Source organism: Streptomyces sp. NPDC046465 (genome assembly GCF_040646035.1).
GTDB lineage: Bacteria > Actinomycetota > Actinomycetes > Streptomycetales > Streptomycetaceae > Streptomyces.
The window spans coordinates 245,333-261,162 of the sequence record NZ_JBEYZK010000004.1 but is presented as its reverse complement, the minus strand read 5'-3'; the positions used below and the strand labels follow the sequence as shown (position 1 = coordinate 261,162).

At 71.4% G+C, this 15,830-nt stretch carries 14 protein-coding genes and 1 tRNA gene; 7 read left to right on the top strand and 8 right to left on the bottom strand.

The window, feature by feature from the left end:
- Positions 1-53 precede the first annotated feature (53 nt).
- Positions 54-530, top strand: coding sequence for an ATP-binding protein (locus tag ABZ953_RS08740; RefSeq protein ID WP_361718919.1), 477 nt, complete (start codon positions 54-56; stop codon positions 528-530).
- A 58-nt stretch (positions 531-588) separates the two neighbouring features.
- Positions 589-1,509, top strand: a complete 921-nt coding sequence (locus ABZ953_RS08735; protein WP_361718916.1) for an MBL fold metallo-hydrolase — start codon at positions 589-591, stop codon at positions 1,507-1,509.
- Here the strand turns inward: ABZ953_RS08735 and ABZ953_RS08730 are convergent.
- Complete coding sequence (locus ABZ953_RS08730) at positions 1,485-2,003, bottom strand: nitroreductase/quinone reductase family protein (RefSeq protein ID WP_361718913.1); 519 nt, start codon at positions 2,001-2,003, stop codon at positions 1,485-1,487. The genes ABZ953_RS08735 and ABZ953_RS08730 overlap by 25 nt on opposite strands.
- Before the next feature lie 58 nt (positions 2,004-2,061).
- Positions 2,062-3,573: a PLP-dependent aminotransferase family protein gene (locus ABZ953_RS08725; RefSeq protein WP_361718910.1), complete on the bottom strand. Its 1,512-nt coding sequence runs from the start codon at positions 3,571-3,573 to the stop codon at positions 2,062-2,064.
- A 41-nt stretch (positions 3,574-3,614) separates the two neighbouring features.
- On the opposite strand from ABZ953_RS08725, the gene ABZ953_RS08720 reads away from it, so the two are divergent.
- Positions 3,615-4,157, top strand: coding sequence for a carboxymuconolactone decarboxylase family protein (locus tag ABZ953_RS08720; RefSeq protein ID WP_361718907.1), 543 nt, complete (start codon positions 3,615-3,617; stop codon positions 4,155-4,157).
- Between the two features lie 134 nt (positions 4,158-4,291).
- Here ABZ953_RS08720 and ABZ953_RS08715 read toward each other — a convergent pair whose 3' ends face one another.
- Complete coding sequence (locus ABZ953_RS08715; RefSeq protein WP_361719260.1) at positions 4,292-5,746, bottom strand: aminopeptidase P family protein; 1,455 nt, start codon at positions 5,744-5,746, stop codon at positions 4,292-4,294.
- 203 nt (positions 5,747-5,949) lie between these two features.
- Entirely contained in the window at positions 5,950-7,485 is a 1,536-nt protein-coding gene (locus ABZ953_RS08710; protein ID WP_361718904.1) for a PP2C family protein-serine/threonine phosphatase, read from the bottom strand.
- A gap of 453 nt (positions 7,486-7,938) precedes the next feature.
- On the opposite strand from ABZ953_RS08710, the gene ABZ953_RS08705 reads away from it, so the two are divergent.
- Positions 7,939-8,616, top strand: a complete 678-nt coding sequence (locus ABZ953_RS08705; RefSeq protein WP_361718901.1) for a bifunctional DNA primase/polymerase — start codon at positions 7,939-7,941, stop codon at positions 8,614-8,616.
- Positions 8,617-8,671: 55 nt separating this feature from the next.
- Positions 8,672-9,211 (top strand): hypothetical protein, encoded by a 540-nt coding sequence (locus ABZ953_RS08700; RefSeq protein ID WP_361718898.1) that lies wholly within the window; start codon positions 8,672-8,674, stop codon positions 9,209-9,211.
- A 273-nt stretch (positions 9,212-9,484) separates the two neighbouring features.
- On the opposite strand, the gene ABZ953_RS08695 is transcribed toward ABZ953_RS08700, so the two are convergent.
- From ABZ953_RS08695 to ABZ953_RS08685, 3 genes are all read right to left on the bottom strand, one after another.
- Positions 9,485-10,456: a DUF5926 family protein gene (locus ABZ953_RS08695; RefSeq protein ID WP_361718895.1), complete on the bottom strand. Its 972-nt coding sequence runs from the start codon at positions 10,454-10,456 to the stop codon at positions 9,485-9,487.
- Positions 10,457-10,609: 153 nt separating this feature from the next.
- Positions 10,610-11,227, bottom strand: a complete 618-nt coding sequence (locus tag ABZ953_RS08690) for an ATP-binding protein (RefSeq protein WP_361718892.1) — start codon at positions 11,225-11,227, stop codon at positions 10,610-10,612.
- 53 nt (positions 11,228-11,280) lie between these two features.
- The gene (locus tag ABZ953_RS08685) at positions 11,281-12,117 is read right to left on the bottom strand and encodes a glycerophosphodiester phosphodiesterase (RefSeq protein ID WP_361718889.1); all 837 of its coding nucleotides are present in this window, start codon (positions 12,115-12,117) and stop codon (positions 11,281-11,283) included.
- A gap of 241 nt (positions 12,118-12,358) precedes the next feature.
- Here ABZ953_RS08685 and ABZ953_RS08680 point away from each other — a divergent pair, with 241 nt between their 5' ends.
- Both ABZ953_RS08680 and ABZ953_RS08675 read left to right on the top strand, forming a co-directional pair.
- On the top strand, positions 12,359-13,876 hold the full coding sequence (locus tag ABZ953_RS08680; protein ID WP_361718886.1) for a trypsin-like peptidase domain-containing protein: 1,518 nt from the start codon (positions 12,359-12,361) through the stop codon (positions 13,874-13,876).
- A 53-nt stretch (positions 13,877-13,929) separates the two neighbouring features.
- Positions 13,930-14,014: transfer RNA gene (locus ABZ953_RS08675), tRNA-Ser, on the top strand.
- 160 nt (positions 14,015-14,174) lie between these two features.
- On the opposite strand, the gene ABZ953_RS08670 is transcribed toward ABZ953_RS08675, so the two are convergent.
- Complete coding sequence (locus ABZ953_RS08670; protein WP_361718883.1) at positions 14,175-15,656, bottom strand: MFS transporter; 1,482 nt, start codon at positions 15,654-15,656, stop codon at positions 14,175-14,177.
- Positions 15,657-15,830: the final 174 nt, after the last annotated feature.

The following is a 15,830-nucleotide window of genomic DNA, read 5'->3' as shown; positions in this document are numbered from 1 at the left end:
GCGCGTGTGGCAATACGTATCGGTATGTCGAGCCGCAGCCAGGAGGCTGGAGCATGAGCATCTGGTGGTCTCTCCATTTGCGGCGCGAAGCTGCGAGCGTTCCGCTTGCCCGCCGCCTGTTGATCGGCACGATGGAGACGGCGGGCGTGGACCCGGAGGTCTCCTACGATCTGTCGGTCGCTCTCAGCGAAGCGTGCGCCAACGCGGTGGAGCACGGCGGTGCGGGCATCCCCGGGAGCGCGGTGGGCGGTACGGGCGGGTATCGGGTCACGGCCTATCTGGACGGCGAGAAGTGCCGTATCGAGGTGACCGACTCCGGACCGGGCTTCCCCGGAGCCGGAGTCTCGCGCGGCTGCCCGGCGCCCCGGCCGCCCGCCGCGGAGACGGACGAGCACGGGCGGGGCCTCTGCCTCATCAGGGAACTCGCCGACCACGTCCACCTCGGCAACAAGCCGGGCAGGGGCGGCGCGGTGATCAGCTTCGACAAGATCCTCAAGTGGCGTGAGGACGCGCCGTTGATGACGGCCTGAACCGTATGACGGCGTGGGTGCGGGAATGTGGGGCCCCGCAACGCGGTTGGCAGCAATCATGACAACTAGTAGTCAGACAGCGGCAGATGGCGGCGACCGGCTCAGGAGCCCCGCGCGGATGCGCTCGCTGCGCATCGGCCCCCTCAAGCTGACGTACGTACCCGACGGCATGGTGCAACTGTCGCCCCGCCTGTGGTTCGCCGCGTCCACCGAGGCCGACTGGGCCGCGCACCCCGAATACCTGGACTCCGACGGCTACTTGGTGGCGAGCATCGGCGGCCTCCTCGTCGAGCAGGACGGGGACAGCGCGGGTGCCCTGCTGATCGACGCCGGATTCGGCCCGATGACGATGCCCGCGCAAGAGGGCGCGCGGCTCGGCGCCGTCCGGAGCGGGTCGCTGCTCGACAGCCTCGCCGCGACCGGCCGCCCCCCGGCGGAGATAGGCGCGGTCGCCCTCACCCACCTCCACCCCGACCACGTCGGCTGGGCCTGGCAGGCCGCGCCCGGCGGCGAAGGGCCCGCGCTCGCCGGTGCCGAGTACCTGCTGGCCGAACAGGAGTGGGCCGGACGCCGACACGCCGGTGCGGAGGGGCTCGGCGACGACATCCTCGCGGCTCTCGCACCGCGGGTGCGCACCGTGGCCGACGGCGAGGAGATACGCCCCGGCGTCCGGGCCCGGCTGATCCCCGGGCACACGTCCGGGCACACCGCGTACGTCATCTCCGCCGGTGGACAGCGCGTCATCGCGTTCGGCGACGCGCTGCACTCGCCCGTCCAGGTCGCCCACCCCGAGTGGTCCGCCGCCCCGGACCTGGACCGGGACGCGGCCGCCGAGGCCCGCCGCGCCCTGGTCGCCGAGCTCGCGGAGCCCGGCACCATCGGCTTCGGCATCCACTTCGCGGACGTCCCCTTCGGCACGGTCCACCGGGACGGCGACGGGTACCGCTGGGTGCCTTACCCGGAGGACGCCACGGACTGATCCGTGCGGGTCAGCGCGATCACCGGGATCGTGCGCGGGGCCCGGTCCCGGAACTCCGCGAAGTTCGGGTCCCGTTCGATCTGGCGACGCCACAGCTCGTCGTGCTCGCGAGGGTCGACGGGCGTGGCGCGGGCCTCGTACCGCTCCGTGCCGACCTCGACGACGACCGCGGGGTCGCGCAGGAGATTGTGGTACCAGCCTGGGGCCTTTTCCGAGCCCCCGTTGGAGGCGAAGACGACGAGGCGGCCACTGTCCGGTCGGGGGTCCGGCAGATAGACCGCGGGAGTCGTCCGCGGCAGCCCGCTCTTCGCGCCACGGGTGGTCAGCAGAAGCAGACTCGCCCCTTCGAACGGCCCGCCGACCCGGCCGCCGTTGGCCCGGAACTCCTCGATGACACGGCGGTTGAAGGGGTTGGCGTTGTTGACGCCGTCGTCGATGTCGACGGCATGACTGTCGACGGCCCCGGCACCGACGGTGCCACTCGCGCTGCTCATGGTCAGATCCCCTCCGCGTACCGACTGGTATCCACCCTGAACGATCAAGGAGCCGGGCCTATTTCCCCTCTACGGAGAGGCCGTCTACGGAGGAGCCGTCTACGGAGGAGCCGTCTACGGAGAGGTCGTCCGCGGGTGGCAGTGCCCGGAGCAGTGCCTCGACGGCCGCCCCGTACGCGTGCTCGGCCGGTGTCGAGTAGCCGACGACGAGCCCGTCCCCGGCGGGCATCGTCGCCCGCGGGTGCCGGAACGCGGCGAGGCCGTCGAGCGCGATCCCCTGCCAGGACGCGGCCTTGACCGCGGACGCCTCCGTGCCGGGCGGCAGCCGTAGCACCGCGTGCAGGCCTGCCGCGATGCCGGTGGCCGCGATGTGCGGGGCGTGTTCGGCGAGGGCGGTGACGATACGGTCGCGGCGGCTCCGGTAGCGCTGGCGCATCCGGCGGATGTGGCGGTCGTACTGCCCGGAGGCGATGAAGTCGGCGAGCGTCAGCTGGTCGAGGACGCTCGCCCACGCCTCCCGCTCCCCCTTGGCCGCGAGGACGCCGTCGACGAGGTGCTCCGGAAGGACCATCCAGCCCAGGCGCACCGCGGGGGACAGGCTCTTGCTGACCGAGCCCAGATAGACGACCCGTTCGGGGTCCAGGCCTTGCAGGGCGCCGACCGGCTCGCGGTCGTAACGGAACTCTCCGTCGTAGTCGTCCTCCAGGACCACACCACCGCCGGTACGGGCCCAGTCGACGACCGCCGCGCGCCGGGCGGCCCGCAGCGGACCGCCGGTCGGGAACTGGTGCGCGGGCGTGAGCAGCACGCCGCGTACCCGTAGGCCTCCCGCCAACTCCTCGACGCGGGCGCCCTGTTCGTCCAGGCCCAGCGGCACCGTCCGTACGCCCGAGTCCTCCAGGATCTCCCGGTGGAAGCCGAGGCCGTACGACTCCACGGCGAAGGGCCCGCGCAGCACCCCGCCGCCCGCGCCCCGCGCGCCCCCGAAGAGCAGCCGAAGGCCGTGCGCGAAGCCGGAGCACACCACGATCCGTTCGGGGTCCGTACGCACTCCGCGGGCCCTCGCCAGATAGTCGGCGAGCGCCTGGCGCAGCTCGGTCCTGCCGCGCGGATCGCCGGGGCCGAAGGCCTCGTTGGGCGCGGCGCCCAGTGCGCGACGGGCGGCCGCGAGCCAGGCCGTGCGGGGGAAGGAGGCGGCGTCCGGCGTGCCCTGGCGAAGGTTGTGGGCGGGGGCGGCGGGCCGGGCAGGGGCGGGCCTTCGCGCGCGCCGGGGTGGCGCCCCGGCGGCGGAGGTCCCGGCCGCGACCCGCGTGCCCGAGCCCTGCCGCGCGGTCAGCCAGCCCTCGGCGACCAGTTCGGCGTAGGCGTCGGCGACCGTGTTGCGGGCCAGACCGAGGTCGGCGGCGAGCGAGCGGTAGGGCGGCAGCCGGGTGCCGGGGGCGAGCCTGCCCTCGCGTACGGCGTCCCGCAGCGCACGGATCAGAACGGCGCGGCGACTTCCGGGGCCCGACAGCTCCACATGCAGGTCGCTGCCGATGGGCTCCGCCAGATTGACCCATGATTCCGGCATGAAAATGCACCCTACCCGAGGTCTTTTCCGCCCGTAGATTCATGGTCATGACGAACAACACGAACAACACGAACAACACGAACAGCGCGAACATCCCGCAGACCGCCGCCACCACGACCGTCCAGGCCCACGAGCACGCGCCCCGCCTCGACTTCGCCAAGTCCGCCCCCAAGGCGTTCAAGGCCCTCATAGGCTTCGACGCCGCCGCCCGCGAAGGCCTCGACCCGGTCCTGGTCGAGCTGATCCAGATCCGCGCCTCGCTCCTCAACGGCTGCGCCTACTGCCTCCACATGCACACCTCCGACGCCCGCAAGGCCGGTGAGGACGAGGCGCGGCTGCACATGATCGGCGTGTGGCGCGAGGCCAGGAGCTTCTTCACGGCGAAGGAGCAGGCGGCCCTCGCCCTGACCGAGTCCGTCACGCTCGTCTCCCGTGGCGGCGTGCCGGACGACGTCTACGCCGAGGCGGCCCGCCACTTCGACGCGCCGGAACTGGCCCGCGTCCTCGCCCTGATCTTCACCATCAACACCTGGAACCGCATCGCCCTGAGCACCGCCAAGGTGGCAGGCGAGGACGAGCGCTAGGCCGTGCCCCGCCCAAGCCCGGAAACCCCGAAACCCCGGCAACCCGGCAACCCGGCAACCCGGCAGCCCGGCAACCCGGAAACGCAGAACCGGGCCCCTTCTTAAAGAAGAGGCCCGGTCCGGCAGGAAGCTGCTCAGCCCTTGAGCTGCGCCATCCACGCCTCGACATCGTCGGACGTGCGCGGCAGAGCCGCCGACAGGTTCTTGTTGCCGTCCTCCGTGACGAGGATGTCGTCCTCGATCCGGACGCCGATGCCGCGGTACTCCTCCGGCACGGTCAGGTCGTCCGCCTGGAAGTACAGGCCGGGCTCGACGGTCAGGCACATGCCGGGCTCCAGCGTGCCGTTCACGTACGCCTCGGTGCGCGCGGCGGCGCAGTCGTGGACGTCCATGCCGAGCATGTGGCCGGTGCCGTGCAGGGTCCAGCGGCGTTGCAGACCGAGTTCGAGGACGCGCTCGACCGGGCCCTCGACGAGGCCCCACTCGACGAGCTTCTCGGCGAGCACGCGCTGCGAGGCGTCGTGGAAGTCGCGGAACTTGGCGCCGGGCTTGACGGCCGCGATGCCCGCCTCCTGGGCCTCGTACACGGCGTCGTAGATCTTCTTCTGCAGCTCGGTGTAGCGGCCGTTGATCGGCAGCGTGCGCGTGATGTCCGCGGTGTAGTACGAGTGCGTCTCCACACCGGCGTCGAGCAGCAGCAGCTCGCCGGAGCGCACGGCTCCGTCGTTGCGCACCCAGTGCAGGGTGGTGGCGTGCGGGCCCGCGGCGCAGATCGAGCCGTAGCCGATGTCGTTGCCCTCGACGCGGGCGCGCAGGAAGAACGTGCCCTCGATGTAGCGTTCGCTGGTGGCCTCGGCCTTGTCGAGGACCTTCACGACGTCCTCGAAGCCGCGGGCGGTCGAGTCGCAGGCCTTCTGCAGCTCGCCGATCTCGAAGGCGTCCTTGACCAGCCGGGCCTCGGAGAGGAAGACGCGCAGCTCCTCGTCGCGCTCGGCGGTGACCTTGTCGGTCAGGGCCGCCTCGATGCCGGCGTCGTGGCCGCGCACGACGCGGACGGGCCCGGTGGCCTCGCGCAGCGCGTCGGTGAGCTCGCGCACGTCGGAGGCGGGCAGGCCGTACAGCTTCTCGGCCTCGGTGAGGGAGTTCCGGCGGCCGACCCAGAGCTCGCCCATGCCGTCCAGCCAGAACTCGCCGTTCGCACGGTTGGAGCGCGGCAGCAGGTACACGGTGGCGTCGTGGCCGGTCGCGGTGGGCTCCATGACCAGGACGCCGTCCTCGGTCTGGTTGCCCGTGAGGTACGCGTACTCCACGGAGGCCCGGAAGGCGTACTCGGTGTCGTTCGAACGCGTCTTCAGGTTGCCCGCGGGAACGACGAGACGCTCGCCCGGGAAGCGCGCGGAGAGCGCGGCACGGCGGGCGGCGGTGTGCTCGGCCTGCGCGATCGGCTGCAGGTCGTGCAGCTCGGTGTCGGCCCAGCCGGACTGCATGTTCTCGGCGAGCTCATCGGAAACGCCCGGGTACAGGCCGTTCTTGCGCTGCTTGATCGGCTCTTCTTCGGTCTCGTCCGCACCCGCTGCGGTAGCAGCAATGGGTTCAGCCGGGTTGAGCGCCTCCGACACGATCTGCCTCCTATGTACGACACTGGGCCGTCCTCCATCGTACGGGCGTACGGAAGGGGGCTCAGGGCCGGAAGGCCTCTTACACAGCGTGCCCGGCGCCTCACGAAGAAGCGCGTGCCCGGCGCCTCACAAGGAAGCGCGGAAGAGGTCTCCACGCGCGCGTGCCCGGCGTCTCACTCGAAGCGGGCCGCGAGCACCACCACGTCCTCGTCGCTGTCCGCCGTGTCGAGGCCGTCCGGCAGGACGGTGCGCAGCACGTGGTCGGCGATGGCTCCGGGGTCGTCCCTGACGCTCCTCGGCACGCTCGCCGCCGCCGCGTGCAGCCGCGCGAAGGCCCGGTCCATCGGGTCGCCGGTGCGGTGCAGAAGGCCGTCGGTGTAGAGAAGCACCGTTTCTCCGGGCTCCGGGCTGATCTCCACGCTCGGCGCCTCCCAGCAGGCCAGCATCCCGAGCGGCGCGGACAGGGAGGTCTCCACGAACTCCGTGCGCCGCTCGCCGATGATCAGCGGCGGGCTGTGCCCGGCACCGGCGAGGACGACCTTGCGCAGGGCGGGCTCGCAGTACGCGAAGAGGGCCGTCGCCGAGCGCGCGGGCTCGGTAAGCCGCAGCAGCAGCTCCAGGTCGGAGAGGACGGCGACCGGGTCCTCGCCCTCCATCACGGCGTACGCCCGCAGGGAGGCGCGCAGCCGTCCCATCGCGGCCACGGCGCTGGGCCCCGAGCCGGTCACGGACCCGACCGCGAGTCCGAGCGCCGCGTCGGGCAGCGGCAGCGCGTCGTGCCAGTCGCCGCCGCCGCGCGGGCCCGTGCGGTGCCGGGCGGCGAGCTGCACCCCGGCGATCCGGGGCAGCCGCGAGGGCATGAGCTCCTCGCGCAGGGTGGCGTCGGCCGCGCGGGCGCGGTCCAGCTCGATCAGCCGCGCCACGTGCTCGGTGGCGTGGCGGGTGTAGAGCCCGACGAGGTGGCGGCGGCGCTCGGCCGGTTCGGCGGGCTCGTCGTACAGCCAGACCGCGGCGCCGATCCGGCCCGCCGTCCCAGTGGCCAGGGGCAGGGCGTAGCTCGCGGCGTAGCCGAGGCGGGCGGCCACCTCGCGGTGGCGCGGGTCGAGGCTGTCGTCGGCTAGCAGATCGGGCTGTGCGATCTCGTCCGGCACACCGCCCGGCCGGCCCTCCGCGGCGTCGAGGATCCTGCCGTACGCGGTGGCGTCGCGCGGCACCGTCTCGAGGTGCCCGAGGTCGGCGCGGTCGAGGCCGAGGCCGACGGTGGTGTCGGGGCCGAGCCCGTCGCCGGGCTCCACGACGGCGAGTCCGCGCCGGGCTCCCACCAGTGCGGCACCGGCGCGCAGGAGCTCGTGCAGGGCGTCGTCGAGGGTGGCTGTGCGGGCGATCCGCTCGGTGAGTTCGTGGAGCGTGGTGAGGTCGGAGACCCAGCCCGCGAGGCGGTCCTGGAGCACGGCTCCCGGTGCGCACGGCAGGGAGGTGTCCTGCGGGGGTGCCGTGGCGGGCGTGGCTTGCGCGGTGGGCGCGACAGTGTGGGCCGGTGGCGGAACTGTGGAATCGATTCCGGCCACTTTCGGAAGGTGCGGGGCGTTCATGGCTGACGGCTTTCCGGCCGGTGCGTAATGCTCAATAGCATCGCAAACCCCCATGTCATTCTGCGCCGCTAGCAGTGCCTCCAGATGTACACGCACTGATGAGGGGATGTCCAGCATTGTCCTGCTGGGATTCCTGGTGTCCGAGGGAATTGCGTGACTTGAAAAAGATCTTGAAAAGATGGCTGAAAACAGCGCCGGGTTAGGGCATATTGGGGTCGACTGACGTTGTTCGGTAAAGCGTTGCAGTGGTCGCGCTGGGTACGTACTCAGTGATGGCCAGGGGCAGTTGGGACCCGTCCGGAACCTGACCAAGAACCCGGGCGTCCTAACTCACGACGACCGTGCCCCATCCTCCCGTGGCGGAGGCGGCAAGCAATATCGCGGGACGGCAAACGCCAGGCGCCGCCACCCCACGCCACGTCAACGCTCGGTTCAGAGTGGTTCCCCATGCCGCAGGCTGGGGTCGGATGTGCCAGCTCGTACGTACAGCGAAGAGATCCACACATGGTGTGATGTGGCCCGCAGTCTCCCCGGCTAACGCCGGCGTGCAACGGAAAGGAACGAGCGCTCATGCGCGAGATCCTCGGAAGGCGACGCAGGCTCCTGTCCTGGCGAATCGGAAGAAAGCCCGGCCGGAGCGCCGGACAGCTCGGCGCGGCTCTGACCTTCGCGACCGCATGGCGGTGGCCCGTACTGCCGGGAGTCGCCCTCGACCGGCGCGACGGCAGCCGGTGCGCCTGCCCCGACCCCGACTGCGCGGTACCGGGCGCGCACCCCCTCGACCCCGGCCTCCTCGCCGCCACCACCGACGAGCGGATGGTCCGCTGGTGGTGGACCAACCGACCCGGCGCACCCGTCGTGCTCGCCACCGGGGACAGCGCCCCGTGCGCCGTGAGCCTCCCCGTGGACGCGGGCGTGCGCGCCCTCGCCGCACTCGACGAGGCGGGCATCAGGCTCGGCCCGGTGGTCGCCACCGAAGCCAGGCTCCACATCCTCGTGGCGCCGTACTCCATGGCCCAGTTGGGCGAGCTCCTCTATACGAAGGCCTACGTCCCCGGCTCCTTGCGCTTCCACGGAGAGGGCGGCTATCTCGCGCTGCCGCCCTCCGGGACGGGACAGGGGCAGGTCCGCTGGGAGCGTGCGCCGCTGCCCGGCTCCGCCGCCCCCTGGGTGCCGGACGTCGAAGCGGTGGTGGACGCCGTCGTGGACGCCCTCACTCGTACGGGTGTGAGCGCGCCCGAGTTGTAGGGGAATTGGGCGCGCGGCGACCGGGCCGCGCGCCCACTGTCGTTATCTTCGGCTCATGCAACCCCGCCTGATCGTGCTCCTGGGCGTCGCGGCCCTCACGGTTCTCCTGCCGCTCGCCGGCGCATCCGCGGGGCCGGTGGGCGACGGTGACGCGAAGTCGCCCCTCCCCGCCCCTTCGAACGCCCCTTCGGAGCCGCGTCGGCCGGCGGCGGCAGGACGGGAGCCCTCGTTGCTCGCGGGTCTCGGCGCCACCACCGCCGCCCACTGCGGCCCCGAAGTCTCCTCGCCCGACGGCGTCGAAGCGCAGACGTGCGTCCTGACGCTGGGGCGCGACACCTGGGCGCGTACCTATTACCGCAATGCCACCGGCGAGGAGCTGACCGCCGTACTGACCCTGATGGGACCCGGCGCGCACACCGTGCAGATGCACTGTGCGGTGGGTGCGGGGGACGAACCGGCGACCTGCGAGACTCCGCGCGAGCGGTCGGTGGGCGAAGCGGCGGCGTACTCGGCGGTGGCGGAGTACGCGGCGGGTGAGTCGGGCGGGCTGTTGCTGCGCTCAGGGAGCAACTCCGCGTCACCGCAGGGCAGTTGAGCCCTGAACCGGCTTGCGGGCACGCAAAGGCCCGGTTGCTGGCGACGGGGGATGCACCAGCAACCGGGCTACCTGAACGGTAACAAGAGATCGGCTCTTGGCAAATTCGATCCCAGTTATCCGGACAGGGATTTACTTGCGCCTACGGGTAGTTGTGACAGGAGTCACCCATTCCTCCCCTGCCGCACCGACTGACTGACGCGTCAGTGGTACGGCAGGGCCCGGCACAACCCGCACGACCCCGCACGACCCCGCACGACCCCGCACACTGCTTCAGCTGAGCGTGACCTGGCGGTTGGTGAGGCCACCGCGCGCCCGGCGCTCGTCCGGGGTCAGCGGGGCGTCCGAGGCGAGCGCCGCCGCGAGCCGCTCGGCGAACTCCGCCGCCGGCTTCTCGATGTCCGCGGCGCCGACCTCGCTCGGCAGGTCCCACACGGGCACGGTCAGGCCGTGCGCGCGGAAGGAGCCGACGAGCCGGGTGCCTTCGCCGAGGCTCGACGTACCGGCCGCGTGCAGCCGGGCAAGGGCGTCAAGGAGCTGCTCCTCGGGGTGCGGCATGACCCAGCGCAGGTGGTTCTTGTCCGGCGTCTCGCACCAGTACGCGGCGTCCACGCCGGTCAGCTTCACGGTCGGGATGGCGGCGTCGTTCGCCCGCTCCAGGGAGGCGGAGACCTCCGGCGTCGCGTTCTCCGCGTCCGGCACCCAGAACTCGAAGCCGGCGTGCACGACCGGCTCGAACGTGCCTGCGGGGTCGAGCAGATCCTGTAGCCGCGGGCCGTCGGCGGGGGCGCGGCGGCCCTTCACCGGCGTACCCGGCTCGGCCTCCAGGGCGCGCTGCAGGGTGTCGGCCAGGTCGCGGCTGATGTCGCCGGACGAGGTGTCGTTCTGCAGGCCGAGCAGGACCGAGCCGTCGTCGCGGCGCAGCGCGGGCCAGGCCATCGGCAGCACGGTGGCGAGGGAGACCGAGGGGACGCCCTCGGGGAGCCCGGCCTTGAGGGGCAGCTCGACCGTGGCGGCGGGGACCAGTTCGCGCAGCGCGACCCAGTCGCACTCGCCGGGCAGGCCCTCGAAGGGGCGCTGCACCAGCTCGGTCACCGCGTGGGCGGCGGCCCGGCCGTGACATGCCTTGTACCGGCGGCCCGAGCCGCAGGGGCAGGGCTCACGGGCGCCGACGACAGGCATCTCCCCGTCCTTGAGCTGCGGCTGCTGCGACTTGCCCTTGGTCTGGGGGCGCTTCTTGGCCATCTTGGGTGTCTCCCGGCTACGGCTCTCTTGCGTACGGGCGCGAGCCTAGCCGTTGGCACGGGGGCCGTCGGGACGCGTGCTGGGACGGCTGCCCGTACGCGGGTCGGTGCGCGGCCCGGTCAACGGTCCGGTTCGCGGCCCGGCCGGTCGAGGTCAGTCCAGGTCGTCGAAGGGGTCGGCGAAGGCGAGTTCGGATATCGCGGACGGTGTCGGCGCGGCGACGCGCGTAGCGAAATCCTCGCGATGGTGCCCCGCTTGAAGGATGACCCACACGGTGACCTCGCCGTGCACGTCGTCGCGGACTCCCCAGGTGTCGGAGAGCGCCGTGATGATGTTGAGCCCGCGGCCGCCGTGCGCCGTGACCGACGGAGTGGCCGGGGCCGGGCGGGTCGGTCCGCCGCCGTCCGTCACCTCGACCGTCAGGCGGCCCTGCCGATCGATGTGCCAGGCCGCTCGTACATCACCGTCGCCGACCATGCCGCGGCCCAGCGGCCTGCCGTGCCGACAGGCGTTGCTGAGCAACTCCGACAGGATCAGTACGGCATCGTCGACCACCGAATCCGGGACCCCGCTCATGCGCAGTTGATTGCGCATACGGCGTCTCGCTTCCCCCACGCCCGCAGGGCCATGGGGAACGGCCATGCTCGACGACGTGGGCACCTCCCGTGCCACCACCAACGCCACCCCCGAGACCTCCTTTGCCCCACGCCACGGTGTGGATGCCCCAATGGACTGGACCGGAAACCGGCCAAACCCCGTCCGGTGACGCACTCGTAACGATCGAATACGGACCGAACGCGCCGGTGCACACCCTGTAACCGGAGTTAACGGAGTCCCAGACGATCCAGTTGGGACAGAACCTGCTTGGGGCGGTTGGTGATGATCGCGTCGACACCCAGTTCGGCGCAGAGTTCGACGTCCTCCGGCTCGTCCACTGTCCACACGTGCACCTGGTGTCCCGCGCGTTTCAGCTTGGCCACGTAGCCGGGATGGTTGCGCAGGATCCGCATGCCCGGGCCTGCGATGCGGACGCCCTCGGGAAGGCGTCCGTCACGGTGGCGCGGCGAGACGAACTGCATCAGATAGACGGTCGGCAGCGTCGGCGACGCGGCCCGCACGCGGTGCAGCGAACGGGCGGAGAAGCTCATGACCCGGATCGGCGAGTCGGCCTCGCGGGAGGGGGCGTCCAGACCGAAGCGCTTCAACAGCAGAAACAGCCGCTCCTCGACCTGGCCCGCCCAGCGCGTGGGGTGTTTGGTCTCGATCGCCAGCCGCACCCGGCGCCCCGAAGCATTACTTTCGGCCACCAGCTCAAGGAGCCGCTCCAGGGTCAGGACGGACGTGGCCTCGCCCGCGGAGCCCTCCCAGTCGGGTCCCTCGTCGGCCTCGCCGTGCTGCTTCTTCCAGGACCCGAAGTCCAGGGCGGCGAGATCGGCGAGTTCGAGGGCGGAGACGGCCCCGCGGCCGTTCGACGTACGGTTGACGCGCCGGTCATGGACACACACGAGGTGCCCGTCGGCGGTGAGCCGTACATCGCATTCGAGGGCGTCGGCACCGTCCTCGACCGCCTTCTTGTACGCGGCCAGCGTGTGCTCGGGAGCGTCTTCGGAGGCTCCGCGGTGGGCGACGACCTGGATCTGGTGCTGTCGTGCGAGGGTCACCGCGTCATGGTGCCATCACGGGGTACTCGACGGCTCGCCGGACGGCACCCTCCGGGAGCGCCGGACACACAGGCTCGGCTTATGGTGCCCTGACAGCCCATGGGAAAAGCTGACTGCAGACAGTTGTACGGAGACGACTCGAACAGAGATGACTCGTACAGAGACGACTGACGCACAGTCGGCACCGCCAGGCCGTGACCGAGAACGCACGCAACGACAGCATGGACCGAGGAGAAGAGCTGTGAGCACCGAGAACGAGGGCAACGAGGTACCCAAGGCCCCGTCCGCGCCCCCTGCGCCGGTGGACGCTCCCGCTGTTCCCGCCGACTCCGCTGCCGCGGCTCCGGCTTCGACGGGTGCCATCCCGCCCGCCGGGCAGCCGGGTTACGAGGGGGCGCACTCCGCTCCGGGCCACGCCCCCGAGCACGCGCCCGCCCCGGCCTACGCGGGGGCTCCGCAGGCCCCCCACGAGACCGCTCCCGGGCAGGCCTCGGGGCACGCTCCCGGGCAGGCCCCCGGCGCCGGGAACTGGCCGCCTCCGCCGCCGCCCGCCGTGCCCTCGTACGCCACAGGCGGCGGTTCCGGATCCGGCTGGGGCGCGTCGTACCACCCGCAGGAGCCGAAGCCCGGCGGCCGGCGCGGCGGCCTGGTCGCCGCGGTGCTCGCCGCCGCCCTGATCGCGGGCGGCATCGGCGGCGGCGTCGGCTACTGGGCGGCCGAGCGGAACGACGACGACACGGGTTCCACGACGGTCTCCGCCGCGGACACCCCCGGCGACCTCAAGCGCGAGCCCGGCTCCGTCGCCAAGACCGCCAACGACGCGCTGCCGAGCGTCGTGACCATCGAGGCCCAGAGCGGCGGCGGCGAGGGCGGCACGGGTACCGGCTTCGTCTACGACAAGCAGGGCCACATCCTCACCAACAACCACGTGGTGGCGTCGGCCGCGGAGGGCGGCAAGCTCCAGGTGACGTTCTCGAACGGCAAGAAGTACGCCGCCGAGGTCGTCGGCCGCGCCGAGGGCTATGACGTGGCGGTCATCAAGCTCAAGAACGCGCCCGAGGGCCTGAAGCCGCTCGCCCTCGGCAACTCCGACCGCGTGGCCGTCGGCGACTCGACCATCGCGATCGGCGCGCCCTTCGGCCTGTCGAACACCGTCACCACCGGCATCATCAGCGCCAAGAACCGCCCGGTGACCTCCAGCGACGGCGGCCAGAGCGGCAAGAGCTCGTACATGAGCGCGTTGCAGACCGACGCGTCCATCAACCCCGGCAACTCCGGCGGCCCGCTGCTCGACGCGCGCGGTGCGGTCATCGGCATCAACTCCGCGATCAAGCCCGCCGAGAGCGGCGGCGGTCTCGGCGGCGGCGGTGGCCAGTCCGGCTCCATCGGCCTGGGCTTCGCGATCCCGGTCAACCAGGCCAAGCAGGTGGCCCAGCAACTGATCAAGACCGGTCGGCCGGTCTACCCGGTGATCGGTGCCTCGGTCTCCCTGCAGCAGGAGGGCAGCGGCGCGACCATCAGCCGACAGGGCGCGGGCAATACGGAACCGGTCACCCCGAACGGCCCGGCGGACAAGGCGGGCCTCAAGCCCGGCGACGTCATCACGAAGCTGGACGACATGGCGGTCGACAGCGGCCCGACCCTGATCGGCCAGATCTGGACACACAAGCCGGGCGACACCGTCAAGATCACCTACGAGCGCGACGGCAAGGAGCACACGGTCGACGTGACCCTGGGCCAGCGCAAGGGCGACAGCTGACCCGCTAGTCTTGTCCTCGCGCCGTCCGGATTCCGTTTCCGTGGACGGCGCGGGGTGGGTTGCCCGAGCGGCCTAAGGGAACGGTCTTGAAAACCGTCGTGGTTCACGCCACCGTGGGTTCAAATCCCACACCCACCGCTTGCAGGTCAGCGAAGTAGCAGTTCAGAAGGGTGTCTCTCCATGAGAGGCACCCTTTTTCGTGCAGGCGTGTCTCACCCTGAATCGCGGCTGTCCCGGAGCGCCTCACAAGGTCCCCGATACCGTCGGGAACCTCGTGAGGCGCGGGCCGCGGAGTGAATCAGCAATCGGCCGGGCTGTTCGCCCGCTTGGGCAGGCAGAACATCAGGGCCCACAGCAGGGCGAGAAGGCTGCCGACCCACCACAGCACGGTGATGAACGCGTCGCGGTTGAGCCCGGCGTCGAGCGAGCCGTCAGTGGTGGCGAAGAACACCAGGGCGGTCAGCGCGGTACCGAGGGCGATGCCCAGGTGCATGACGGTGTTGAACAGGCCAGAGGCCGACCCGGCGTCCTCATGCGGGACTCGCGCCAACGACATGTCGGCGAGCGGGCCGCCGACCATGCCGAGGCCGAACCCGACCAGTACCACCGGAGCGGTCATCGCCAGCAGGGTCAAGTCCGCCTGGCCTGCGTCGACCTGGAGCCCGTAGGCAGCCATCGAGGCGAGCGCGACGAGAGCTCCCGCCTGCGGCAGCCGACGGGCGAAGCGCCCGCCGCTCTTCGCCACGATCGTCGCACCGGCCAGCTCTCCGAGGGAGAGCAGCACGAAGGCCAGGGCCGCGTGGAAGGGGCTCATGCCCAGTCCGCGCTGGAGGTAGAGCGTCCAGGTCATGAAGAACAGCCCGCACAGCAGGCCGTGCATCAGCTGCGCGGCCATGCCGCCGGAGAACTGCCGACTCCGGAAGAGGGACAGGGCCACGAGGGGTGCGTTGCCCTGCTTGCGCCGCTGGTGGCGCAGGAAGACGCCGAGGACGAGAACGCCCGCGGCGAGCAGGGCGAAGCACCACAGCGGCCAGTGATGCAGGTGACCCTCGGTGAGCGGGAATACGATCAGGACGATGGCCAGCGCGGACAGCAGCATGCCGGTGAGGTCAAGCCGGTCGGCCTTCTTCACGGTCGACTCGGGGATGAACCTGCGTCCCAGAAGGATCACTGCGAGGCCGACAGGCACGTTGACCAGGAAGATCGGCCGCCAGGACAGCCCGAACAGGTCCGCCTCGGTCAGCAGACCGCCCATCACCGGGCCCAGGACATTGGCGAGCGACATGACGGCCCCGTACAGGCCGAACACCTTGCTGCGGTTCTGCCCCTCGAAGGTGACATGGAGGGTGGCCAGGATCTGCGGGATCATCAGGGCCACTCCCGCGCCCTGGAGCCCGCGGGCGCCGATCAGCACACCTGGCCCGGCGGCAAGGCCGCACAGCAGCGAGGCCGTGGTGAACGCGACGGTGCCGATGAGGAGGATCCTGCGCCGACCGTAGAGGTCGCCGAGGCGTCCGCCGGTGATGAGCCCGACGGCGATGGGCAGTGAATAGCCGGTGGTCAGCCACTGCACCGCGTCCGGTCCGGCGCCGGTCGACTCCTGGATGGCGGGCAGAGCGGTGAGGACGACCGACTGGTCGATCATGTCCATCAGCTCGGCGCCCAGCAGCACCAAGAGGGCGATCCAGGCGGCCAAGCCCATCTTCGACAATCCAGGTGCTGGGCGGGTTGGGGACTGGGTGGTGTTCTGCGGCTCGTTGTCGAGCGCGGAGGAAGACACGACGGGAACTCCTGATCCAAAGGAATCGGGGAGCCCTGCCGAAAGCCGCACCGGGGCCGGAAAACACGGAACCCGGGGCAGACGGCAGAGCTGCACCCGGGGAAAGACAGAAAACTGCGGGGGTGACGCAACTCAGACCAGCGCGACGTCCGCCCCGGACACGTGCGACAAATC

What these genes read in the sequence shown, in the direction of transcription:
- ABZ953_RS08740 (WP_361718919.1), top strand. Translation starts at nt 54, where the DNA reads ATGAGCATCTGGTGGTCTCTCCATTTGCGGCGCGAAGCTGCGAGCGTT.
- ABZ953_RS08735 (WP_361718916.1), top strand. Translation starts at nt 589, where the DNA reads ATGACAACTAGTAGTCAGACAGCGGCAGATGGCGGCGACCGGCTCAGG.
- ABZ953_RS08730 (WP_361718913.1), bottom strand. Translation starts at nt 2,003, where the DNA reads ATGAGCAGCGCGAGTGGCACCGTCGGTGCCGGGGCCGTCGACAGTCAT.
- ABZ953_RS08725 (WP_361718910.1), bottom strand. Translation starts at nt 3,573, where the DNA reads ATGCCGGAATCATGGGTCAATCTGGCGGAGCCCATCGGCAGCGACCTG.
- ABZ953_RS08720 (WP_361718907.1), top strand. Translation starts at nt 3,615, where the DNA reads ATGGTCATGACGAACAACACGAACAACACGAACAACACGAACAGCGCG.
- ABZ953_RS08710 (WP_361718904.1), bottom strand. Translation starts at nt 7,485, where the DNA reads ATGCTGGACATCCCCTCATCAGTGCGTGTACATCTGGAGGCACTGCTA.
- ABZ953_RS08705 (WP_361718901.1), top strand. Translation starts at nt 7,939, where the DNA reads ATGCGCGAGATCCTCGGAAGGCGACGCAGGCTCCTGTCCTGGCGAATC.
- ABZ953_RS08700 (WP_361718898.1), top strand. Translation starts at nt 8,672, where the DNA reads ATGCAACCCCGCCTGATCGTGCTCCTGGGCGTCGCGGCCCTCACGGTT.
- ABZ953_RS08695 (WP_361718895.1), bottom strand. Translation starts at nt 10,456, where the DNA reads ATGGCCAAGAAGCGCCCCCAGACCAAGGGCAAGTCGCAGCAGCCGCAG.